The organism is Streptomyces sp. NPDC048441 (assembly GCF_043200235.1).
Classification (GTDB): Bacteria; Actinomycetota; Actinomycetes; order Streptomycetales; family Streptomycetaceae; genus Streptomyces.
This window is the reverse complement of the sequence record NZ_JBICXM010000006.1, coordinates 112,290-134,539: the sequence shown is the minus strand read 5'-3', so window position 1 is coordinate 134,539 and position 22,250 is coordinate 112,290. Positions and strand designations below refer to the sequence as shown.

The following is a 22,250-nucleotide window of genomic DNA, read 5'->3' as shown; positions in this document are numbered from 1 at the left end:
TCCTGGTGCCGTCCCGTGCCGTGTACCTGGTCCAAGAAGTTACGGCGGTGAGGCGGGGGAGTCGTCCCGTGCGGGGTTGAGGTTCGCGGAGACCCTGCGCGGTAGCTCCGCGGTTCCTGCAACTTCCGCTGTACCGCGATGGTTTGACGTACCGCCGCCCGCGCCAGGGCTACGCTGCGGCGATGCGGATCCGCCCCCTCGTCGCCGATACGTCGATCGTGGTCGCTCTCACCACGGTCGCTGTACTCCTCGGGCAGGAGTCGGCACGGCAGGGGTGGCCTGAACTCGACCCGTTCGGCTATGCGTTGGTGGCGCTCGTCAATCTTCCCGTCGCCTTCCGCTCCAAGGCCCCGCTCGCGGTCCTGCTCCTGGTGCATCTGGTGTGGACCGTGTACGTCACCGCCGGCTACTGGCCCGTCGTGAACTCCTTCGCGCCCATGCTCATGGTCTATACGGTCGCGTCGCTGCGGCCCGCCCGCGTCTCCGTCCCGTGCGCCGCGCTGATGAGCGCCGTCTGGATCTACGCGGGCCTGGTGAGCGAAGGGGCGGCGATGGCGTCCGTCGTCGGGCAGGCCATCGGTTTCCCGCTGGTCATCTGGCGGTTCGGGTCCGTCGCGCGCCGGTCCGCCGAACTGGCCCGGCAGTTGAAGCGCGAGCAGGACGAGCGGGCGCGGCGCGAGGTGGCCGAGGAGCGCGGGCGCATCGCACGGGAGCTGCACGACGTGGTCGCCCACCACATGTCGGTGATATCCGTGCAGGCGGGCCTCGCGAAGTTCGTCTTCACCTCCGACCCGGCCACCGCCCATGCCGCCCTCTCCACCATTTCCGGCACCAGCGGCGAGGCCCTCGAGGAACTGCGCCGCATGTTGCGGGTGCTTCGGGCGCGGGAGGAGGGCGACGGCGTACCCGACGCGCCGATGCCGGGTCTCGCGCGGCTCGGCGAGATGGTCGAGCGGGTGCGGGCCGGGGGAGTCGCCGTCGAGCTGCGGACCGAGGGCACCCCGCGGCAGTTGGCGCCAGGGGTCGAACTCTGCGCGTACCGCGTGGTCCAGGAAGCCCTGACCAACGTACTGAAGCACGCTCCGGGAGCGGGCGCGGAGGTCGAACTGCGCTACCAGCCGCACCATGTGACGGTTTCGGTCACCGATGACGGGGAGGGGGTGATTCCGGACGGAGTGGGCACGGGGAGCGGCCACGGGTTGATTGGGATGCGGGAGCGGGCCAAGCTCTACGGCGGGTCGATCAGCATCGGCCCGCTGCGCGAGGGAGGGTTCGCCGTACGCCTGACCCTGCCGACCACCGCGCAGACCGCTTCGCAGGGGGACGACGCAACTTAGATGACCAGGGTGCTCGTGGTCGACGACCAGTTCCTGATCCGGGCCGGATTGGTGGGGCTGCTGCGCGCCGCGCCCGGCATCGAGGTCGTCGGTGAGGCGTGTGACGGGGCACAGGCCGTCGAGCTCGCCGCGACGACCCGGCCCGACGTGATCCTGATGGACATCCGTATGCCCGGCATGAGCGGCATCGTGGCCACCGAGAAGATCCTCGCCGAGGCGCACGAACCGCCGCCGCGCGTCCTGGTGCTCACCACGTTCGATCTCGATGAGTACGTGTACGGGGCGCTGCGGGCCGGAGCGTCGGGCTTCCTGCTCAAGGACTCCGGGCCCGAGCGGTTGCTCGCCGCGGTGGCCGCGGTCGGCGGGGGCGACGCGCTCTTCGCGCCCAGCGTCACCTGCCGTCTCGTCGAGGCGTTCGCCCGGCAGGCCGGATCCGGTGACTTCGCCGAACCGCCGCCCGATCTGCGGCCGTTGACGATGCGCGAGGTCGAGGTCCTGAAGCTGATCGCCGGCGGACTTTCCAACGCGGACATCGCCGACCGCCTCTACATCAGCGAGGCCACCGTCAAGACCCACCTCAACCGCACGATGGCCAAACTCGACCTGGACAGCAGGGCGCAGGCGGTGGTGGTGGCGTACGAGACAGGTCTCGTCACGCCGGGCGGCGGTGGCGGTCGCTGAAAGCAGAGACGGCGCCCGTCCTCTCCCCCGTGGGAGGACGAGCGCCGCCGGTTCGTGGGGGGCTGTTCCAACGGGAACCAGCGTCATCCCCGCGCCGTTTCCGTACAAGGGATGCCTTGCCCCTGTGGCACGGAGGTGACCATTCCGCAATGGTGTGCGAAGCCCGCAACAGGCGGCGAGCGGCACGGAGGGAACCACTTCGGGTCGTCCTGCCGTCATGTGGGCAAACTGGGCACATGCTGGGGGTGAAGCATGAGTGCTGCCTGGCAGCCGCTTCCGGAGGCACTTCCCACGGAAGTACGGCACTTCGTGGAGCAGCTGCGGCTGCTCAAGGACCGCACGGGACTGAGCCTGATCGCGCTCGGCAAGGAGACGGCCTACAGCAAGTCCTCCTGGCAGCGCTACCTCAACGCACAGCAGCCCCCGCCCCGGCAGGCGGTCGCCGCGCTGTGCCGGGTGGCGGGGGTGGACTGCGAACGCTTCTGCGCGCACTGGGAGTTGGCGGTCCGCGTGTGGCCGCGGGGCGGGAGCGGCGGGGCAGGCCGAGCGGAATCCACCCCGGGCGTCGTGCTGAGCAAGCTGAGCAAGACGGGCGATGGGGTGGGCGATGGTGTGAAAGGTGGCGTGAAAGGTGGCGTACGAAGAGCGCGGCCGAAGGTCCACCGGACCGGCCGCTCCGGCCCTGCACGGGTCCGGTCCGTCGCCGGTGTCACCGTGTTCCTCGTCCTCATGGTGCTGCTCGAAGGGCTGCTGAGGTTCCTCGCGCGCTAGGGCCTGACGGACAGACAGGACCTAGGCCCTGACGACAGGACCTAGGGCCGCCACGAGGTGACGGCCCTAGCCGGGGGTGAGGGTGGAGTCACGGGTCAGGGATCAGCCGCGCCAGTCGTACGCCGCCTTCTTCCAGTGCCCGTCGATCTTCACGTAGTACGTGCCTGCGACGCGCTTGAAGGTGACGTCGTGCTGGTAGCCGGTGTAGCTGACCCAGCCGCCGCCGCTCGGTCCGTTCAGGTAGTCGTCGGCGATGCCGAACGTCTCCTTGCCGACGATTCCGTCGATGTCCTCCGTGTCCTCGTGCTGCTGCCACCACTTGGTGGCCGACTCGGTCCTGCGGCCGAAGCTGCCGTCGATGTCCCACTTCTTGAACGTGTGCCGCTTGCCGTAGCTGTCCTTCCACTTGGCGCCGTCCGCGTACAGGACGGTCTGCCAGAGGCGCGTGGCGTTGCTGTTGGTGTGGCTGACGCGTGACAGGTCGCCCTCGTCGCCCCAGTCGTTGTACGCGGCGCCCTTGCCGTCGATGACGTGCGGCCCGGTGGCCTGCGCGAGCGACGCGGTGCCGCCGAGCGCGATCGCCGCCCCCGCCGTCACGGCGACCGCCGAGCCGAGCAGTCGTTTCGCCTTGCCCATTCTGCTGTGCATGTAATCCCCCTAGGTTGTGCGTTGGCGTGTTCGATGCTTCCTCCCCGCGGCGTTTCGTTAAAGGGTGAAGGCGCGCAATCGGGATGCTTCGGGACGTCCCGGGCCGCTACCAGGGGTTCCGCATCGTGGACCGGGACGGCGGTGGGACACTGGACGCTGGCCCGCGTGGAGTGCGACGGTGCACGCCACTGGCCCGAACGCTCCCGTGCGCCCCGGGCCCGGGAACTGACATCCTTACTTTTGGCATCCCTCTGGGTAGTCCATGACAGGAGTAGCGGGGGCTGCCCCATGGGCAGAGCGGGGGAAACCACGCGCGGGGGCAAGCAGGCACGTACGGGGGGAATAGGGGGAGTAATGCCTCGTTGGAAGGCGCTACCGGATGAGCTGGACCCGCAGGTCAGGGAGTTCGCCAGCCAGTTGCGCAGGCTCGTCGACCGCAGTGGTCTGAGCATTGCCGCGGTGTCTGACCGCACCGGGTACAGCAAGACGTCGTGGGAGCGCTATCTGAACGGGCGACTGCTCGCGCCAAAGGGTGCGATCGTCGCGCTGGCCGAGGTGACGGGCACCAACCCCGTTCACCTCATCACCATGTGGGAGCTCGCGGAGCGCGCCTGGAGCCGCTCCGAGATGCGGCACGACATGACCATGCAGGCGATCCGGATCTCCCAGGCGCGGGCCGCGCTCGGGGAGATGGGTCCGAACCAGACCAAGAGCAAGGGGAGCGGCAACGGAACCGCGGCGCGTGATGGCGCGGCGGGCGCGGCTGCCGATTCCGCCGACCGGCCCGGACGCGGTGGCAGAAGTGCCACCGGGGTCGCGGGTCCTGCGGGCGCCGCGGGTTCTGCGGGCCCCGCGCGCACGGTGCCGCCGCAGACGCCTTCGTCGGCGTCGTCGGCATCGTCGGCGCCCAGTGCGGGAGGCGAGGTCTACGGGGCGTACGGGCCTTCTTCGTCGTACGGCGAGGGCAGTGGCGGTGGCGGCGGCCTGGGGGCCGTCGGCGCGCCGCTCGGCACGCAGGAGCCGCGCCCCGGCGGGAGCTCGCCCGACGGGCAGCGGCGGCGCAGGAAGCTGACGATGTTCCTCGCGGGCATCGTCGGCGCGCTCGTCGTCATAGCCGCCGCCGTCTTCCTGACGGACTTCGGCAAGGACGACAAGAGCGACGAAGACGCCAAGCCGCCGGCGTCGCCGACCACGAGCGACAAGGGTCTGCCCGCGGGCGTCGAGTGCACCGGCAAGAGCTGCACCGGCAAGGACCCGGAGACCATGGGCTGCGGCGGCGAACTGGCCACGACGACGACACGCGCGACGATCGGCAAGGCGCTGGTCGAGGTCCGCTACAGCAAGACGTGCGGGGCGGCGTGGGCGCGGATCACGCAGGCGGCGGTGGGCGACAAGGTCACGATCGGTGCGACTGCCGGAACCGGCGGCGGAGCCAAGCAGAACGGGACCGTGAACGCGGACCTCGACGCGTACACGCCCATGGTGGCCGTCAAGGACGGTACGTCCGCGGAGGCGTGCGCCACGCTGAAGTCCGGCCTGACGGGGTGCACGAAGTAGGGGTCACCCGGGAGGTGTGGCGGCGGCCGCCACCTCAGGGGGGGGAGCGTGGCGGCCGCCCGGGGGTGTAGCCACTCCCGTGGGGGTACTGCTGCGTGTGCCCTCGCGGGCGGCGGCCATGCGTGTCGCCGGCGCTTAACTTTGGCATGGCTTGTTCTGCCCCTGTGCGGGGCACTTCGGCCAGCCGCTTCGCGGCTGATTTTCCGCCCGCCCCCTACCCGCCCGCCCACTACTCGCCCACCACCAACCCACCCGATTGCCCTGTGGCACCGCTCGGTCCACATGACCTTTGTGGGGTGGGCCACACCCACCCGGCGTTCGGGGCTCGGCGGGGCGCGATAGCCTGAGCGGCGGATCTCTCTTGATGCCAAGAGATCGATCATCGAGTGGCGTCGGTAGGGATCCAGCACAAGGGGCAGGGACCCCCACCGCCAGCTGTCTTACGGAGATCGCCATGACCCGCACTCCCGTGAATGTCACCGTCACCGGCGCGGCCGGCCAGATCGGCTACGCGCTGCTCTTCCGCATCGCCTCCGGCCACCTGCTCGGCGCGGACGTGCCGGTCAATCTGCGACTGCTCGAGATCACGCCGGCTCTGAAGGCCGCCGAGGGCACCGCCATGGAGCTCGACGACTGTGCCTTCCCGCTGCTGAACTCGATCGAGATCAGCGACGACCCGAACGTCGCCTTCTCCGGCGCCAACGTCGCCCTCCTCGTCGGCGCCCGCCCCCGCACCAAGGGCATGGAGCGCGGCGACCTGCTCTCCGCCAACGGCGGCATCTTCAAGCCGCAGGGCAAGGCCATCAACGACAACGCCGCGGACGACATCAAGGTCCTCGTCGTCGGCAACCCGGCCAACACCAACGCGCTCATCGCGCAGGCCGCGGCCCCGGACGTACCGGCCGAGCGCTTCACCGCGATGACCCGCCTCGACCACAACCGCGCGCTTTCGCAGCTGGCGAAGAAGACGGGCTCCTCCGTCTCCGACATCAAGCGTCTGACCATCTGGGGCAACCACTCCGCCACTCAGTACCCCGACATCTTCCACGCGGAGATCGCGGGCAAGAACGCCGCGGACGTGGTGAGCGACCAGGCCTGGCTCGCCGACGACTTCATCCCGACCGTCGCCAAGCGCGGCGCCGCGATCATCGAGGCCCGTGGCGCGTCCTCGGCCGCCTCCGCGGCCAACGCCGCCATCGACCACGTCCACACGTGGGTGAACGGCACGGGGGCCGGTGACTGGACCTCCATGGGTATCCCGTCGGACGGTTCGTACGGTGTTCCGGAGGGGCTCATCTCCTCCTTCCCCGTCACCACCAGCAACGGCAAGTACGAGATCGTCCAGGGCCTGGAGATCAACGACTTCTCGCGCACGCGCATCGACGCGTCGGTGAAGGAGCTCACCGAGGAGCGCGAGGCGGTTCGCGGCCTCGGCCTCATCTAGAGCCTGACTGATCCTGACTGAGGACCGCCCCCCGGCAGCCGCAAAGGCCGCCGGGGGGCGGTTTTTTGGCGCAGGGGCGAGGATTCACTGACGAATCACTGACGAGGATTCACTGACGAATCACTGACGAGGATTCACTTATTCGAGCGGCATAATCACCTTTCTGTGGCCCTTGCGTGCACGCTCAGTTACTCTCCAATTCCGCTTCATCCAGACGGAGTTGGCCATGGCAGGTAACACCGAGGCCACCCGACTGCTGTGCGCCGGGGTCCATCTGGACGCCGTGTTCCGCAGGAGGGTCGTCTCAGAACTCGTGGGGCATGCGGAGCGCCCCGTGGCGCCGCCGCTCGGTGCTGATGTGCTCCCGGTGCTCGCACACGCGCTGCGCGCCCGGCGCGAAGAGCTGGTCACCGCGCTGCTCCTGGCGGCCGTGTGGATCGGGTTCCTCGTCACCGACGCGGTGATGATCTGGGACGCCCTCGAGGACTCCAGGGGCGGCGAGTCGGGTGTCTCCGGCGGAGATCTCGCGCTGCTCGCCTTCGACCCGGACGACTTCGTCGACGCTGCCTTCGGTGGCCTGTTCAGCTCGTTCGGCGCCTTCGTGCCGGGCGGCTGGGCGATCGCGTACGCCGTGGTGGTCCTGCTGCTGTGGCTGGCGAGGGTCGTCTCCGGCCGGGGCACGGACGGCGGGGTGCTGCGGCGGGTGGAGCTCCCCGCGCCGCTCGCCTGGCTGCGGCACCGCGTCGGCTGGCTGGTGACGGCGTTCGTGTGGTGGTTCGCCGCTTGGTACGCGGTCGCCGCGATCGCCACGGTCAAGGACAACCCGTACCCCGTGATCTTCCCGCTGCTCATCGCGGCCGTGGTGTGGCGCCACCAGTTCCTGCGCAAGCGGACCCTGCGGAGCCAGCTCGCCCGGCAGACCTTCGCCGAGGTCGAACAGCCGCGCATCCCCAGGCGGTTCACCCGCATCGCCGACTGCATCCACCGCGAGCAGAACGCGCCGATCACCCTCTACGACGCGAATCGCCCCTTCGTAGGCGCCGGAAAGCCCCGCAAGCCATGGTCGGTCGTCCTGGAGCTGCAGCGCGCCGAGAAGGGGACGGAAGGCGGCGTGCCCGCCCCGCGTGCGTACGAACCGCTCTCCGCGCGCGAGGTCATCAAGATGATCGAGCCCCGCCTGAAGGGCCTCCGGCAGTCCGCCGCGGCCACCGGCGTGGACCGGCTGCGGGACCTGGAGATCGAGGAGTTCGTCTATCTCCCCGCCGGTGTGGGCCGGGACGAGCAGCTCTACACCGGGCAGGGGTACGAGACCGCGGGTCTGTACGACAACGGGCAGGTCGCCCGGCATCTCGAACGGGCGGCAGGCGAAGGCGGGGAGGCGAGACGCCACTTCCTGCGGATCCGGGTCGGCGCCTGGAACGAACAGGTCGTCGTTTCGCTCCTGGTCAGGGTGCACACGCAGGGCGGGATGCTGGTCCTCGAAGTGGTGCCGCACGTACTCGGACCGATCGTCCCGGAGTTCCGCGAGGTCGACACGATCGTGGCCCGCGCCCCGGAGGGCCCGGTGCGCGACGCCCTGCGCGCCTGCGTGGACGGCCCCGCGGTCGGCGTGGCGATCGGCATCGCCGCCCTGAGCGCGCTGCCCTCGCTCGTCCCCTCGTTCCGGCTGTGGCTGGCCCAGCCCGGAGCCTCCGAAGTCTCCGAAGGGAAGGCCCCCGCGCGTGCCCTGCGGTCCCTTTGCGCCTGGCTCGGGATCGGCCGCCCCGTACAGGCGCCGCCGGACGCCCCGCTGGTCTCCCTGCGTCAACTGGCGAGCACCGACGACCTCTCGCTCTTCCAGGAGATGGACGTCGCCCGCTACACACGCACCCTCCAGGACCGCATCGGCGAGGGCGTCCGTGACGCACTGCGGGCCGGTGGCTTCCGCACGGACCGCCTCGAACAGAACATCACGCAGATCCACAACAGCGGGGTCTACATCGGGGAGATGTCCGGCGGCGCCCTCGCCACCGGCTCCCAGGGCCAGGCCACGCACACCGAGAGGAGCACGGTATGAGCGGCGAAGGGGACGACACGGGCGGGGGCGGTGCGCACGTCCAGATCGGGTCGATCAGCGGTGGCTCGCAGGCCTTCGGCTCGCACGGCACGGCCGAGTCCACCAACCACACGGTAGTGGTGGCCGATCAGCAGCGGCAGCACCTGCTCGCCCAGGTCAGAGCACTCCGCGGCGAGCTGGCCGGGGCCGCTGAGCGTACGGCCGACGACGAGGCGCTCGATGCCGAACTGGGCGAGGTGGAACGGGAGATCGGCCGCGGCGGGCGCGCCGACACCGGGTTGCTCGGCAGGCTGCGCACCCGCCTCGAGCAGTACGGCGCCGCTGCCGCGACCGCCGCTTCCGTGACCGCCGTCCTCCAGGCCATCGCCCAGATCACGGGCTGAGGGCTGAGGGCTGAGGGACAAGGGCTGAGGGGCGAGTCGTGCGGATCTTCGACGCCGACCGGCAGGAGTGGGTCGGCCATGATCAGGAGCGGCGGATCGCCGAGCTCCACGACCGGGACGCGGTGCGCCAGGGCAAGGCACTGCGCGCCGTCGTGAGCGTCCTCGCGGCCTGTGGCCTGGTCTTCGGCGGCTGGGCACTCGGCTGGAAGGACGAGCCGCAGCCGACGGGGTACTTGACGGTGCTCGACAAGCCGCCGCCGAGCGCGGATCCGGGCACCGAGGGCGACACGGCGGCGCCGTCCCCGACAGGCGGGCCGCCCCCCTCGTACGAGGAAGTGACGGACAGCGACGAGGGCTTCCGTCTCGCCGTGCCGCGCGGCTGGACCCGCGAGGTGATCATCCCCGACGAGGGCTTCAACGTCGTCAACTACCGCAGCTCCGACGGGCATCGGCGGCTTCAGGTCTACCAAGTGGGGGAGCCGTCCCCGTACGAATCGCTGCGGACCTGGCTCGACGAGGCGCCGATGCCCGGCGGCTTCGACCAGCTCGGCTCGCTGGAGCGCTCGGACGACGAGGGCCGCCCCGCCGCCCGGCTCGAGTATCTGGCCGACAAGTTCAAGGGCGAGCCGGACGTCGGCGGGTGGCACGTCATCGACCATCGCTTCGAGGCGTCCGACGGCAAGCTCTACGCCCTGGCCGCGTACGGCTCCGAAGCGGACGGCAGGGACGACGAGGAGGAGCTCGTGTCGACGGCCCTGACGTGGTTCTGCCCGCCCGGCGAAACCTGCTCCTAACCGGTAGCCGGTAGCCGGTAGTCCGTAGCCGGTAGTTCGTAGCCGGTAGAGGGGCACCCTCCCGATTACTGTTGTCAACGTACTCACTGATGTAGTACTTCTTATACATGAGCGAGCAAGTGCACAACAGGTTGGCGATGGTGCGCGCGGAGCGAAAGGTGTCGCGCCAGAGCCTGGCCGAGGCAGTGGGGGTCCACTACCAGACCATCGGCTACATCGAGCGCGGGCAGTACAACCCGAGCCTGGACCTGGCGCTGAAGATCGCGGTGTTCTTCGGACTGCCGGTGGAGGCGCTGTTCTCCCTCGAGCCGTTCCGCCCGCTCACGGACGAGGTCTACGGGAGGAGTCAGGGATGACGGACCAACAGGTGCGGGAGGCGCGGGAGGCGCGGGAGATGACCGGGTACGACCGGCGGATGCTCGCGCTGATGAACCGGCGCGAGGCGGCGCCCATGTATGCCACCGCCGCGCGCAGGCGCGTCGCGGTCGGCGCGCACATCGTGCTGACCGTGGCGAGCGTCGCGGCCTGGCTCCTCACCGTCGTCGGCGACCAGCGCCTGGCGATGTGGGCGATGCTCGCCCTGCTACTGCCGTGGTGCTTCGCCACCGGCGTCATCAACAGCGCCACGCGCGGCCTCCTTGAGCTGCGAAACCGCGCACTCGACGAGCGTCAGCTCGCCGAGAAGGCGCGGGTCGCGGCGCGGGCGCGGGGGCTCATGCAGGGGATGCTCTTCGCGGCTGCCGCCGGTGCCGGGGTCGCCGCGCTCCAGGGATGGGACGCCAAGGGGCTGCTCTTCCCCGCGCTGTTCACCGTCTTCGTCGTGCACTGGCTGATGCCGCTGTGGGTGGCGGGATTCGCGGCGGACGACGAGCCGATGGACGACGAGCAGGTGTACGACGAGCCGATGGACGACGAGCCGATGGACGACGTGTTCGAGAAGTAGGGCCTCAGACCCGGTAGCCGTCCTGTCCGCCCTCGTCCTGCCCGCCGCCGCCCTGCAACTGCGACACGTCCACCGAGTCCTCCTTCGAAGGCGTCTTCGAAGGGACCGGCTTGTCGTAGTCGCTGAGCTTCAGTGTCGAGTTGGTCCCCGCGCCCACCGATGTGGCCTCGACGAGGTACGGCGTGCCCTTCGCCGCCACGTACAGCGTGGTCTTCTTGCCGTCGTCCCGGCCCGTGACCGGGATGACACGGGTGCCGTCGACCTTCGTGGGCTTGCCCTTCTTGAGGTCCGTGGCGCCGCCGGACTCGCCCTTGACCTGCTTCTGGATCGTGTTGAGATCGCAGGTCTCGGCGATGCTCCGAAGCATCGGGTCGTCGGTGGTGCCGTACAGATAGCGGTCCCCGATGATGTCGGCCGCGGCCTCGCCCTGACCGCCGGGGAGCTGGGCCTTCCAGAAGGCCAGGTCGGGCTTCATCCAGACCTTCTCGCCCTGTTTGATCAGCTTCAGGCTGCCGCCGCCCTCGGCCATGCGCAGGGTGCCCGCGCAGTTGCCGTCCTGGTCGAGTGCCAGGTTCATGGCGACGGGATCGCCCTTGGCGACGTCCTTGCCCTTCTGTTCGAGGTCGAGGCGAACCGACTTGGCGTCGAGCAGTTCCTGCTGCGCCTTGTCGGTGATCTCCCGCGCGCTCAGGTCTCCCGTGTCGGCGAACGCGACCGCGGGGGCGGCCAGGAGTGCGGCCGCGGTGCAGGCCGCGCTTCCCCAGGCGTGCTTGCGTCCCCATGCGTGCCTTGCGGATATTGCGCGCATATCGCCACCTCCACGGAGAAACCCCTCTTCGAGCGTACGTTTCGCCTCCAGTGCCTGCACGCGCAGTGACACAGCGCACTTTCGGTTATGTAATGCGCATGGTTTCTCCACCTCAGGGCAGGTGGACCCGGCTACCGCGAGTGACAGGCGGGGCAGATGACAGGAATGGAAGGCAAACGGGACGTGTCCGCACAACAGACCATCCATGTGGGCGGAGAGTGGCGTAACGCCCTCTCCGGCGCCACGCGCGAGATCCTCGACCCGGCTGACGCCAAGCCGTTCGCACTGATCGCCGAGGGCGGCACCGAGGACACCGACGCGGCCATCGCCGCCGCACGCGAGGCCTTCGACCACGGAGCGTGGCCTGCCACGCCCGTCGCCGAGCGTGCCGCGCTGCTCCGCCGCGTCGCCGACCTCCTCGTACGCGACCGGGAGAAGATCGGGCTCCTGGAGAGCCGCGATGCCGGCAAGACCGTCGAAGAGGGCCGCGTCGATGTCGACTGCGTCGCCGACGCCTTCCGCTACTTCGCCGACCTGGTGATCGGCGAAGGCGCGGGCCGCGTCGTCGACGCCGGGTCCGACGACATCCACAGCGTCGTCGTGCACGAGCCGATCGGCGTCTGCACGATGATCACGCCGTGGAACTACCCGCTCCTCCAGGCCAGCTGGAAGATCGCCCCCGCGCTCGCCGCGGGCAACACCTTCGTCATCAAGCCGAGTGAGGTCACTCCGCTGACGACGGTCGCGCTGATCGAGCTGCTCGTCGAGGCGGGTCTCCCGGCCGGTGTCGCGAACATCGTGACGGGGCCAGGACACACCGTCGGCGCGCGCCTCTCCGACCACCCGGACGTCGACCTGGTGTCCTTCACCGGCGGACTCGTCTCCGGCACCAAGGTCGCCCAGGCCGCGGCCCTCGGCGTCAAGAAGGTCGCCCTCGAACTCGGCGGCAAGAACCCGAACGTCGTCTTCGCCGACGCCTGCGCCACCGAAGAGGGCTTCGACACCGCCGTCGACCAGGCGCTGAACGCGGCCTTCATCCACAGCGGGCAGGTCTGCTCCGCCGGTGGCCGCCTCATCATCGAGGAGTCGGTGCGCGAGCGCTTCGTCGCCGAACTCGCCCGCCGCGCCGGCCGCATCAGGCTCGGCCGCGGCACCGAGGACGGCGTCGAGTGCGGCCCGCTCGTCTCGCAGCAGCAGCGTGAGAAGACCGAGTCGTACGTCGCGTCCGCCCTGGAAGAAGGCGCGGTCCTGCGCTCCGGCGGCAAGCGCCCCGAGCCGAGCGAAGTCCGCCCCGCGACCGGCTACTTCTATGAGCCGACCGTCCTCGACCAGTGCCACCGCGAGATGCGCGTCGTACGCGAAGAGGTCTTCGGCCCGGTCCTGACCGTCGAGACCTTCCGCACCGAGGACGAGGCCGTAGCGCTCGCCAACGACACCGAGTACGGTCTCGCGGGCGCCGTCTGGACCAACGACGCGGGCCTCGGCCGCCGCATGGCCAGGCGCCTTCGCCACGGCACGATCTGGATCAACGACTTCCACCCCTACCTGCCGCAGGCGGAGTGGGGCGGCTTCGGCAAGAGCGGCGTCGGGCGCGAGCTCGGACCCGCCGGGCTCGCCGAGTACCGGGAGTCCAAGCACATCTACCAGAACCTCGCGCCGAAGCCGGTCCGTTGGTTCGCGGGCTGAGGCCGCCCGACAGTGACGTGCGCGGGGGTGGCAGTCCCGCCCCCGCGCACGTATGTATGTCCGTACTTCCAAGCACCTGTATGTCCGTACTTCCGAGCACCCCCCGCTCAATACGCGCAAGCACTTTGCACCACACCTCGTAGGAAGAGGAGCAGCACGCATGGCTGAGACCACCGAGTACGACTACGTCATCGTCGGCGGCGGCACCGCCGGTTCGGTGATCGCATCCCGCCTGACCGAGGACCCGGACGTCACCGTCGCCGTCATCGAGGGCGGCCCCAGCGACATCGACCGCGAGGACGTCCTCACGCTGCGCCGCTGGCTCGGCCTCCTCGGCGGCGACCTCGACTACGGCTACACCACCACCGAGCAGCCGCGCGGCAACTCGCACATCCTGCACAGCCGCGCCAAGGTCCTCGGCGGCTGCTCGTCGCACAACACGCTGATCTCGTTCAAGCCGCTGCCGTCCGACTGGGACGAGTGGGAAGAGGCGGGCGCCGCCGGCTGGGGCGCCAAGGCGATGGACCCCTACTTCGGCAAGCTGCGCAACAACGTCGTGCGCGTGGCCAAGAAGGACCAGAACCAGATCGCCACGGACTGGGTCGAGGCCGCGCAGACCGCGCTCGGCATCCCCGAGGTCGTCGGCTTCAACGACAAGCCCTTCGACGAGGGCGTCGGCTTCTTCGACCTCTCGTACCACCCGGAGAACAACAAGCGTTCCTCCGCGTCCGTCGCCTATCTCCACCCCCACATGGAGGCCGGTGACCGCCCCAATCTCCGGCTGCTCCTGGAGACCTGGGCCACCAAGCTGGAGCTTGACGGCAAGACCGCGCGCGGCGTCCACATCCGTACGAAGGACGGCGAGGAGCAGCTGCTCACCGCCCGCCGCGAGGTGCTCGTCTGCGCGGGTGCCGTCGACACCCCGCGCCTCCTGATGCACTCCGGCATCGGCCCGGCCAAGGACCTCGAAGCCCTCGGTATCCAGGTCACGCACGATCTGCCGGGCGTCGGTGAGCACCTCATCGACCACCCCGAGTCGGTCATCGTCTGGGAGACGAACGGCCCGATCCCCGGCAACTCCGCGATGGACTCCGACGCGGGCCTGTTCGTGAAGCGGGACCCGGACCACAAGGGCCCGGACCTGATGTTCCACTTCTACCAGATCCCGTTCACGGACAACCCGGAGCGGCTGGGCTACGAACGCCCGGAGCACGGTGTGTCGATGACGCCGAACATCACCAAGTCCCGTGCGCGCGGCCGTCTCTACCTGACGTCGGCCGACCCGGAGGTCAAGCCCGCCCTCGACTTCAAGTACTTCGAGGACGAAGCGGACTACGACGGCCAGACTCTGGTCGACGGCGTCAAGCTGGCCCGTAAGGTCGCGCAGGCCGAGCCCTTCGCCAAGTGGCTCAAGCGCGAGGTCTTCCCCGGCCCCGACGTCACCGACGACGCCGAGATCAGCGAGCTCGTGCGCAAGGCCGCGCACACGGTGTACCACCCGGCAGGAACCTGCCGAATGGGCGCTTCCGCTGATGAACTTGCCGTGGTCGACCCGGAGCTGCGGATCCGGGGCCTCGAAGGAATCCGCATCGCGGACGCATCCGTCTTCCCGACGATGCCGGCCGTGAACCCGATGATCGGAGTGCTCATGGTCGGGGAAAAGTGCGCAGAACTGCTGACCGGGAGTGATGTCCGATGACCACCACCACTGACAAGACGCCCGCCCCCGAGGCGACGGCGCCCGTGTTCACCGTCAGGGACCTGTGGAAGGTCTTCGGGCCCAAGGCCCAGCGCATCCCGGGCAATGACGAGTACGCGAGTCTCTCCGCCGCCGAGCTGCGCGAGCGCACCGGCTGCACGGCGGCCGTGCGGGACGTCAGCTTCGACGTCCAGCGGGGCGAGGTCTTCGTCGTCATGGGCCTCTCCGGATCGGGCAAGTCCACGCTGGTGCGGACCCTGACCCGGCTCATAGAGCCGACCAGCGGATCCATATCCATGGACAGCCAGGACGTGCTCGCCATGGACAAGAACCAGCTGCGTGAACTGCGCCGCCACAAGGCCGCGATGGTCTTCCAGAACTTCGGCCTGCTTCCGCACCGCTCGGTCCTCGACAACGTCGCCTACGGCCTGGAGATCCAGGGCGTCAGCAAGGCCGAGCGCCGCGCCAAGGCCATGGAGGTCGTTGCCAAGGTCGGCCTCGAGGGCCTGGAGGACCGCCGCCCCACCCAGCTCTCCGGCGGCCAGCAGCAGCGCGTCGGCCTGGCCCGCGCCCTCGCCGTGGACCCCGAAGTCCTGCTCTTCGACGAGCCGTTCAGCGCGCTCGACCCGCTGATCCGCCGCGACATGCAGGAAGAAGTCATCCGCCTGCACCGCGAAGAGGGCCGCACGATGGTCTTCATCACCCACGACCTGAGCGAGGCGCTCCGCCTCGGCGACCGCATCATGCTGATGCGTGACGGCGCCATCGTTCAGCTCGGCACTCCCGAGGAGATCGTCGCCAACCCGGCCGATGACTACGTCCGCGACTTCGTCCAGGACGTGTCGCGCGAGCAGGTCATCACCGTGCGCCGCGCCATGCGCCCCGCCGAGGGCGACGAGGCCGAGTCCGGTGCCGCGATCGGCCCGGACACGCTGGTCGTCGACGCGATCGAGGCCGTTGCGCGCAGCGGTCGGTACTGCCGCGTCGTGGACGGCGGACGCACCCTCGGCATCGTCGACCACGAGCAGCTCCTCGCCGTGGTCGCGGGTCTCGACGGTGACCCCCAGGACAAGGAGGTGGCAGCTGTATGAGTGCCACCCCGACTCCCGTACTGGAGAAGAAGGACGGCGTGTCCCCGCCGGGCCCTCCCTCCGATGCCCCCGGGCCGCTGGCCGGGCTGCTGCGCAACCCCAAGGCGATCCTGCTGCTCTGCGCCGTACTGGTCGCGGTCGTCTCGGCGGCCGTCACCGCGAACGGCGTCTGGCCGTCCGACTGGACCTTCGACGTGCGCTCGCCGCTCGACGACGTCAACACCTGGATGGCGGAGAACCGCGACACCCATCCGATCTTCCTGTACTTCCTGCTGCACATCAGCAACACCTCAGAGTCCGCCGTGGACGGCGTGCTCAGCGGGCTCGAGGGCCTCGGCTTCATCGGTGTGACCGTCGCCGCCGTGCTCATCTCCTGGTACGCGGGCGGGGCGAATCTGCGCCGCCGCTCGCTCACCCTCGCGGGCATCGCCTTCGGCACCTTCGCCGTGATCGGCGTGCTCGACGTGTGGGAAAAAGCGATGGAGACCGTCGCCCTGATGGTCGTCTGTGTGGCCGTCGCGGGTCTCGTCGGTGTGCTCCTCGGTCTCGCGGCCGGGCTCTCGGACCGCGCGGAGCGCATCCTGCGGCCGGTCTTCGACACCATGCAGGTGCTTCCGGCCTTCTCCTATCTGCTGCCCTTCGTGTTGATGTTCGACGTCGGCACCCCGGCCGTCTTCATGGCGACCGTCATCTACGCCGCCCCGCCGATGGCCAGGCTCACCTCGCTCGGCCTGCGCGGCGCCGACGCGGCGGCCCTTGAGGCCTCCCAGTCGCTCGGCGCCAGCGCCTGGCAGCGGCTGTGGACGGCCCGCCTCCCGCTGGCCCGCAAGCCGATGCTGCTCGGCCTCAACCAGACGATCATGATGTGTCTCTCGATGGTCGTCCTTGCCACGGTGGTCGGCGCCGGCGGTCTGGGTGACCCGATCTTCACGGCGATCTCCACCCTCGACGTCGGCCTCGCGGCGCCGGCCGGCATCGCGATCGTGCTGATCGCGATCTGGCTGGACCGTACGACCGCGGGATTCGGCGAACGTGTCGACGACCCGGCACCCGCGCGCAGTGCCTTCGTGACGCGCGTCCTGTGGGCCGTCATGGCCGCCGTGGTCGCGGGCGCCGCCGTACTCGGCCAGGTGCTCGGCCGCACCGAGTGGCCGGAGAACTGGGTCGTCTCCATCACTCAGCCGATCAACGAAGTCTTCGAGTGGATCGAGCGCGAATTCGGCTCCGGCGTACCGGTCCTCGGCGGCACCCTCACCTGGGCGAGCGGCTTCACCCGCTGGGTCATCAACCCGCTGTTCGACGCCCTGCTCGCCACGCCGTGGTGGGCGATGCTCCTGGTGGCCGGTGTCCTCGCCTATCTCGCGGGACGCTGGCGCGCGGCGGTCACCGTCGTGCTCGCGCTCGGTGCGATCGGCGCGATGGGTCTGTGGAACAACTCGATGGACACCCTCTCGCAGGTCATCGCGGCCCTGGTGGTCACCCTGATCCTGGGCTTCGCCATCGGTGTGCTCGCGGCCCGCGTCGACTGGTTGGACCGGACGATCCGGCCGGTGCTCGACACCATGCAGACCCTGCCGGCGTTCATCTATCTGATCCCGATGGTCGGACTGTTCGGCAGTGGCCCCTCCGCCGGCGCGGTGGCCGCGGTCATCTACGCGCTGCCCGCCGTCATCCGCATCACGGCCCAGGGCGTCCGCCAGATCGACCCCTCCGCCCTCGAGGCGGCCCGCTCGCTGGGCGCCTCCACCGGCCAGCAGCTCTGGCAGGTCCAGCTGCCGCTGGCCAGGCCCGCGCTGCTCGTCGCCCTCAACCAGGGCGTCGTCCTGGTCCTCTCCATGGTCGTCATCGGCGGCATCATCGGCGGCGGCGCGCTCGGTGTGGACGTGATCAGGGGCCTCACCAGGGGCGACCTCGGCCTCGGTCTGACGTCCGGTATCGCGATCGTCTGCCTCGGTCTGCTGCTCGACCGCATCTCCCAGCCCGGCGCCGACGTCAAGGAACGCGCACTGCGCTGACGCACTGACGTACGCTCTCGGGCCCCGCTTCTCCTGCTACGTAAGGAACAATCTCGTGAACTACAGCAAGCGGATACGCACTTCAGTCCTCGCCGGTCTCGGCGCCGTGTCCATGGTGGCGCTCAGCGCCTGTGGCGCCGCCGACACCAAGTCCTCCGGCAACTCCGACGAGGTCACCCTCACCGTGCCCTCCTGGGTCGGCGCGCGCGCCAACGCCGAGGTCGCCAAGGTGCTCCTCGAGGACGAGATCGGCGTCAAGAAGGTCAACCTGCAGCAGCTCGACGAGCCGATCGCCTGGGACGCGCTGAACAACGGCAAGGCCGACGCGATCCTGGAGGACTGGGACGGCCAGCCCAAGAAGCAGAAGCTCTACATCGACCAGAAGAAGACGGTCGTCAAGGGCGGCGACCTGGGCGTCACCGGCCACATCGGCTGGTTCGTCCCGAAGTACTACGCGGACAAGCACCCCGAGATCCTCGACTACAAGAATCTCAACAAGTACGCCAAGGACTTCAAGAGCGACCGCAGCGGCGGCAAGGGCGAGTTCATCGGCGCGGCCCCCTCGTACACCACGTACGACGCGCCCCTGATCAAGAACCTCAAGCTGAACTACAAGATCAAGGACACCGGCAGCGAGGCGGTGCAGATCAAGGAGATCCAGCGCAAGTACGCCGCCAAGCAGCCGTTCATCAGCTACTGGTGGGAGCCGCTGTGGGCGAACGCCGACATGGACATGGTCGAGGTGAAGCTGCCGCCGTTCAAGGAGGGCTGCAACGAGCCCGAGGCCAAGACCGCGTGCGGCTACGCCAACACCCCGCTGCAGAAGTACTTCAACGCCGACTTCGCCAAGGACGGCGGCGACGCCGCGAAGTTCCTGAAGAACTTCAAGTGGACGACCGAGCAGCAGAACGAGGTCGCCATGTCCATCGCCAAGGACAAGATGAGCGGCGAGGAAGCAGCCAAGAAGTGGGTCAAGGAGAACAAGGCGACGTGGGAGAAGTGGGTCCCGAAGAAGTGACGTCGCCGATCTCAGTCAACGGCTGAACGGCTGAACGGCTGAACGGCTGGTACGACGGTGCCGGGCGACCTCTGCGGAGGGCGCCCGGCACCGTCACGTCTACTTCAGCTACTTCAGCTACTTCAGATTCAACTACTTCAGCTACTTCAGACTTTCGGCGATCTCCCGCAACGCCTCCGTTGCCCGGATCAGCAGCCCGGGGCCGAAAGTGATCCGCGTGGCGCCCAGCGCCCCCAGCTCCCGCAGAGACGCCCCGTCCGGCTTCGCGACCATGTTGACGGGCCCGTCGATGCCCGCCCGCAACGCGGGAAGCACCGCTGCCGGCGCGCCGATCGGGTAGACGCAGTCCGCGCCCGCGGCGACGTACAGGCGGGCCCGCTCGATGGCCGCCCCGGGGTCGGCGACGCCCCGGATGAACGTGTCCACCCGGGCGTTGACGAATACCCGGTCGCCCGCGACCGCACGTACCTCCGCCAGCCAGTCCGCCTGCTCGCGCGGATCCTTGAGCGCACCGCCCGACGAGTCCTCCAGGTTGCACCCCACCGCACCGGTCTCGAGCAGCCGCTCCACCAGCTCCTTCGGAGCGAGGCCGTAGCCGTCCTCGATGTCCGCGGACACCGGCAGGGAACCGGAGACCGACCGCACGATCCGGGCCACCGCCGCGAACATCTCGTCCGGCGGCACCTCGCCGTCCGCGTACCCCAGCGACGCCGCGACCCCCGCACTCGGCGTAGCCAGAGCAGGGAACCCGGCGTCCGCGAAGACGCGCGCGCTTGCGGCGTCCCACGGCCCGGGAAGGACCAGCGGATCACCCGGCGCACGCCCGTGATGCAGGGCGCGGAAGTCATCGACAAGGCTCATGGCACGTACCCACCCGGCTCGATGCGGCGGCTGACCATCAGCCGGTTCCAGCTGTTGATGACGGTGATCACCCCGATGAGATGGGTGAGTTCGGCCTCGTCGAAGTGCTTGGCGGCCGTCTCGTACACCTCGTCCGGTACGAAGCCGTCCGTGAGGACGGTGATCGCCTCGGTCAGCGCGAGAGCCGCCCGCTCACGCTCACTGAAGAGCGGGCCCGCCTCCGCCCAGGCGTTGAGGAGCGCGATCCTCTTCAGTGTCTCGCCACCCTTGACGGCGACGTCCACATGCATGTCCAGGCAGAACGCGCACGCGTTGATCTGCGAGGCCCGCAGCATCACCAGCTCGGCGAGCACAGGATCGCCGAGCCCCTTCTTGGCGGCGGCGCTCAGCGCGACCATCGCCGACCCGACGCCGTTGTCGAGGTGGGTGGTCCGAGCGCTCACTTGTGCTCTCCGGCCTTGTAGTGGCCCGGCACCATACGCGTCGAGACGGCGAAGCGGTTCCACGCGTTGATCACCGTGATCGCGGCGATGAGCTGCGTCAGCTCCTGCTCGTCGAAGAGGGCCGCTGCCCTCCCGTACACCTCATCCGGTACGAAGCCGTCCGTGAGGACGGTGATCGCCTCGGTCAGCTCGATCGCGGCGACCTCCTTCGCCGTGTAGAAGTGCCGCGACTCCTCCCAGGCGCTGAGCTGGATGATCCGCTCGACGCTCTCGCCCGCCGCGATGGCGTCCTTGCTGTGCATGTCGACGCAGAACGCGCAGTGGTTGACCTGCGAGGCCCGGATCTTGACGAGCTCCAGGATCACCGGGTCGACGCCCTTACGGGCGGCCGCGTCGAGCCGGACCATGGCCTTGAAGACCTCGGGGGCGTGCTGGTTCCAGTCGAGGCGGGGCGTGTGCTCGTGAACGTATTCCGTTTCTTCTTCCTTGGTCATGACATCGACCTTACGGTCGGATTAGCCCAGGGGTATGGTCCATTCCTATGGAAGATTCCTGGGCCACTTTGGGCGTCGATCTCCATCTGGAGACCGGGGGAGAGGCCACGCGCTCCGGCGTGCGCAAGGGCCTCACGGACGCCCTGCGCGAAGCGGTACGCGGCGGCAGGCTCGCCCCCGGCACCCGCCTCCCCTCATCCCGTTCCCTCGCCGTCGACCTGGGCATCGCCCGCAACACCGTCGCCGACGCGTACGCGGACCTCGTCGCCGAAGGGTGGCTCACCGCACGCCAGGGCTCGGGCACCCGCGTCGCCGAACGCGCCGTGCCGCGCCCCGCGGAGCCCGCGCCGCGCCGCAGGGCGGTCGGCGGCCCGACGTACGACCTGATGCCGGGCACCCCGGACCTCGCGTCCTTCCCGCGAGCGGAGTGGCTCAAGGCCGCTCGCCGCGCCCTGTACGCCGCACCGAACGACGCCCTCGGCCATGGCGACCCGCGCGGCCGCATCGAGCTGCGCACCGCCCTCGCCGACTACCTCTCGCGCGCGCGTGGAGTGCACGCGGATCCGGGCCGCATCGTCATCTGTGCCGGGTTCGTGCACGGTCTGGTGCTGCTGGGGAGTGTGCTGCGGGCGCGCGGTCGGCGGGAGGTGGCGGTCGAGTCGTACGGGCTCGACTTCCACTGGAATCTCCTGGAGCGGGCGGGGCTGCGGACGAGTCCGCTGCCCTTCGACGAACTGGGCACGTCCACGGCGGAGTTGGGGTCGAGGGCGGCGGTGAAGGTGGCTCTGCTGACGCCCGCCCACCAGTTCCCGATGGGGGTGCCGCTGCACCCCGACCGGCGCGCGGCCGCCGTCGACTGGGCCCGGCGCGAGGGCGGTCTGATCCTGGAGGACGACTACGACGGGGAGTTCCGCTACGACCGCCAGCCGGTGGGCGCGCTCCAGGGCCTCGACCCCGACCGCGTGGTCTACCTCGGCACAGCCAGCAAGTCCCTCGCCCCCGGGCTGCGGCTCGGCTGGATGGTGCTGCCCGCGCCCCTCGCCGCGGAGGTCGTCGAGGCGAAGGGGGGTGCGGACTTGAACTGCGGGGTGCTCGACCAGCTGACGCTCGCGGAGTTCATCACCTCGGGGGCGTACGACCGTCATGTGCGGGGCGCGCGGCTCCGCTACCGGCGCCGCCGGGACCAGTTGGTCGCCGCGCTCGCCGAGAGGGCGCCGGAGGTACGGGCCACGGGGATCGCCGCGGGTCTGCACGCGGTGCTCGAACTCCCGCCGGGCACCGAGAGGTCGGTGGTCCAGGCGGCGAGCTGGCAGCGGCTCGCCGTGCAGGGGCTCGCGGGCTTCCGGCATCCCGCGGCGCGGGTTCCGGAGCGGGACGCGCTGGTGGTGGGGTACGGGACGCCGCCGGATCATGCGTGGGCGGGGGCGTTGGAGGCCTTGTGCAGGGTGCTGCCGTAGGGCGCGGGGGCCTTGCTTGCCGTCGATCACCGGCTTCGCCGAGTTCGTCCTCAAACGCCGGACG

21 protein-coding genes are annotated in these 22,250 nt (G+C 69.7%); 16 read left to right on the top strand and 5 right to left on the bottom strand.

Features of this window, described 5'->3' with window-relative positions; genetic code table 11:
- Positions 1-182 precede the first annotated feature (182 nt).
- The 3 genes from ACGFSB_RS16805 to ACGFSB_RS16795 all read left to right on the top strand — a co-directional run bounded on the left by ACGFSB_RS16805 (position 183) and on the right by ACGFSB_RS16795 (position 2,789).
- Positions 183-1,337, top strand: a complete 1,155-nt coding sequence (locus ACGFSB_RS16805) for a sensor histidine kinase (RefSeq protein ID WP_393399354.1) — start codon at positions 183-185, stop codon at positions 1,335-1,337.
- A complete protein-coding gene (locus tag ACGFSB_RS16800; protein ID WP_393399351.1) occupies positions 1,338-2,018 on the top strand; it encodes a response regulator in 681 nt (226 codons plus the stop codon). It abuts the gene before it with no gap.
- A 252-nt stretch (positions 2,019-2,270) separates the two neighbouring features.
- Entirely contained in the window at positions 2,271-2,789 is a 519-nt protein-coding gene (locus ACGFSB_RS16795) for a helix-turn-helix domain-containing protein (protein WP_393399349.1), read from the top strand.
- Between the two features lie 102 nt (positions 2,790-2,891).
- Here ACGFSB_RS16795 and ACGFSB_RS16790 read toward each other — a convergent pair whose 3' ends face one another.
- The gene (locus tag ACGFSB_RS16790) at positions 2,892-3,437 is read right to left on the bottom strand and encodes a peptidoglycan-binding protein (protein WP_393399346.1); all 546 of its coding nucleotides are present in this window, start codon (positions 3,435-3,437) and stop codon (positions 2,892-2,894) included.
- A 354-nt stretch (positions 3,438-3,791) separates the two neighbouring features.
- On the opposite strand from ACGFSB_RS16790, the gene ACGFSB_RS16785 reads away from it, so the two are divergent.
- The 7 genes from ACGFSB_RS16785 to ACGFSB_RS16755 all read left to right on the top strand — a co-directional run bounded on the left by ACGFSB_RS16785 (position 3,792) and on the right by ACGFSB_RS16755 (position 10,614).
- On the top strand, positions 3,792-4,994 hold the full coding sequence (locus ACGFSB_RS16785; protein WP_393399344.1) for a DUF2690 domain-containing protein: 1,203 nt from the start codon (positions 3,792-3,794) through the stop codon (positions 4,992-4,994).
- Between the two features lie 454 nt (positions 4,995-5,448).
- Complete coding sequence (locus ACGFSB_RS16780) at positions 5,449-6,438, top strand: malate dehydrogenase (protein WP_393399341.1); 990 nt, start codon at positions 5,449-5,451, stop codon at positions 6,436-6,438.
- Between the two features lie 226 nt (positions 6,439-6,664).
- Complete coding sequence (locus tag ACGFSB_RS16775) at positions 6,665-8,494, top strand: hypothetical protein (protein ID WP_393399339.1); 1,830 nt, start codon at positions 6,665-6,667, stop codon at positions 8,492-8,494.
- Positions 8,491-8,877, top strand: a complete 387-nt coding sequence (locus ACGFSB_RS16770; protein WP_393399337.1) for a hypothetical protein — start codon at positions 8,491-8,493, stop codon at positions 8,875-8,877. Before ACGFSB_RS16775 ends, ACGFSB_RS16770 begins: the two co-directional genes overlap by 4 nt.
- A 38-nt stretch (positions 8,878-8,915) precedes the next feature.
- A complete protein-coding gene (locus ACGFSB_RS16765) occupies positions 8,916-9,671 on the top strand; it encodes a hypothetical protein (RefSeq protein ID WP_393399334.1) in 756 nt (251 codons plus the stop codon).
- Positions 9,672-9,778: 107 nt separating this feature from the next.
- Positions 9,779-10,027 (top strand): helix-turn-helix transcriptional regulator, encoded by a 249-nt coding sequence (locus ACGFSB_RS16760; RefSeq protein ID WP_160506754.1) that lies wholly within the window; start codon positions 9,779-9,781, stop codon positions 10,025-10,027.
- A complete protein-coding gene (locus ACGFSB_RS16755; RefSeq protein ID WP_393399330.1) occupies positions 10,024-10,614 on the top strand; it encodes a hypothetical protein in 591 nt (196 codons plus the stop codon). Before ACGFSB_RS16760 ends, ACGFSB_RS16755 begins: the two co-directional genes overlap by 4 nt.
- Before the next feature lie 4 nt (positions 10,615-10,618).
- On the opposite strand, the gene ACGFSB_RS16750 is transcribed toward ACGFSB_RS16755, so the two are convergent.
- Complete coding sequence (locus tag ACGFSB_RS16750; protein WP_393399327.1) at positions 10,619-11,422, bottom strand: hypothetical protein; 804 nt, start codon at positions 11,420-11,422, stop codon at positions 10,619-10,621.
- 165 nt (positions 11,423-11,587) lie between these two features.
- On the opposite strand from ACGFSB_RS16750, the gene ACGFSB_RS16745 reads away from it, so the two are divergent.
- From ACGFSB_RS16745 to ACGFSB_RS16725, 5 genes are all read left to right on the top strand, one after another.
- Positions 11,588-13,108: an aldehyde dehydrogenase family protein gene (locus tag ACGFSB_RS16745; protein WP_393400158.1), complete on the top strand. Its 1,521-nt coding sequence runs from the start codon at positions 11,588-11,590 to the stop codon at positions 13,106-13,108.
- Between the two features lie 160 nt (positions 13,109-13,268).
- A complete protein-coding gene (locus ACGFSB_RS16740) occupies positions 13,269-14,807 on the top strand; it encodes a GMC family oxidoreductase (RefSeq protein WP_393399324.1) in 1,539 nt (512 codons plus the stop codon).
- On the top strand, positions 14,804-15,898 hold the full coding sequence (locus ACGFSB_RS16735; protein WP_393399321.1) for a glycine betaine/L-proline ABC transporter ATP-binding protein: 1,095 nt from the start codon (positions 14,804-14,806) through the stop codon (positions 15,896-15,898). The genes ACGFSB_RS16740 and ACGFSB_RS16735 overlap by 4 nt, the downstream gene beginning before the upstream one ends.
- Positions 15,895-17,913 (top strand): ABC transporter permease, encoded by a 2,019-nt coding sequence (locus ACGFSB_RS16730; RefSeq protein WP_393399318.1) that lies wholly within the window; start codon positions 15,895-15,897, stop codon positions 17,911-17,913. Before ACGFSB_RS16735 ends, ACGFSB_RS16730 begins: the two co-directional genes overlap by 4 nt.
- Positions 17,914-17,968: 55 nt before the next feature.
- Complete coding sequence (locus tag ACGFSB_RS16725) at positions 17,969-18,931, top strand: ABC transporter substrate-binding protein (RefSeq protein ID WP_393399316.1); 963 nt, start codon at positions 17,969-17,971, stop codon at positions 18,929-18,931.
- 141 nt (positions 18,932-19,072) lie between these two features.
- Here the strand turns inward: ACGFSB_RS16725 and ACGFSB_RS16720 are convergent, their stop codons facing one another.
- From ACGFSB_RS16720 to ACGFSB_RS16710, 3 genes are read right to left on the bottom strand one after another with little or no spacing between them, the layout of a single operon-like run.
- A complete protein-coding gene (locus tag ACGFSB_RS16720) occupies positions 19,073-19,792 on the bottom strand; it encodes an isocitrate lyase/phosphoenolpyruvate mutase family protein (protein ID WP_393399313.1) in 720 nt (239 codons plus the stop codon).
- Positions 19,789-20,235, bottom strand: coding sequence for a carboxymuconolactone decarboxylase family protein (locus ACGFSB_RS16715; RefSeq protein WP_393399311.1), 447 nt, complete (start codon positions 20,233-20,235; stop codon positions 19,789-19,791). The genes ACGFSB_RS16720 and ACGFSB_RS16715 overlap by 4 nt, the downstream gene beginning before the upstream one ends.
- Complete coding sequence (locus ACGFSB_RS16710) at positions 20,232-20,729, bottom strand: carboxymuconolactone decarboxylase family protein (RefSeq protein WP_393399309.1); 498 nt, start codon at positions 20,727-20,729, stop codon at positions 20,232-20,234. The genes ACGFSB_RS16715 and ACGFSB_RS16710 overlap by 4 nt, the downstream gene beginning before the upstream one ends.
- A gap of 47 nt (positions 20,730-20,776) precedes the next feature.
- On the opposite strand from ACGFSB_RS16710, the gene ACGFSB_RS16705 reads away from it, so the two are divergent.
- A complete protein-coding gene (locus ACGFSB_RS16705; protein WP_393399307.1) occupies positions 20,777-22,186 on the top strand; it encodes a PLP-dependent aminotransferase family protein in 1,410 nt (469 codons plus the stop codon).
- Positions 22,187-22,250 lie beyond the last annotated feature (64 nt).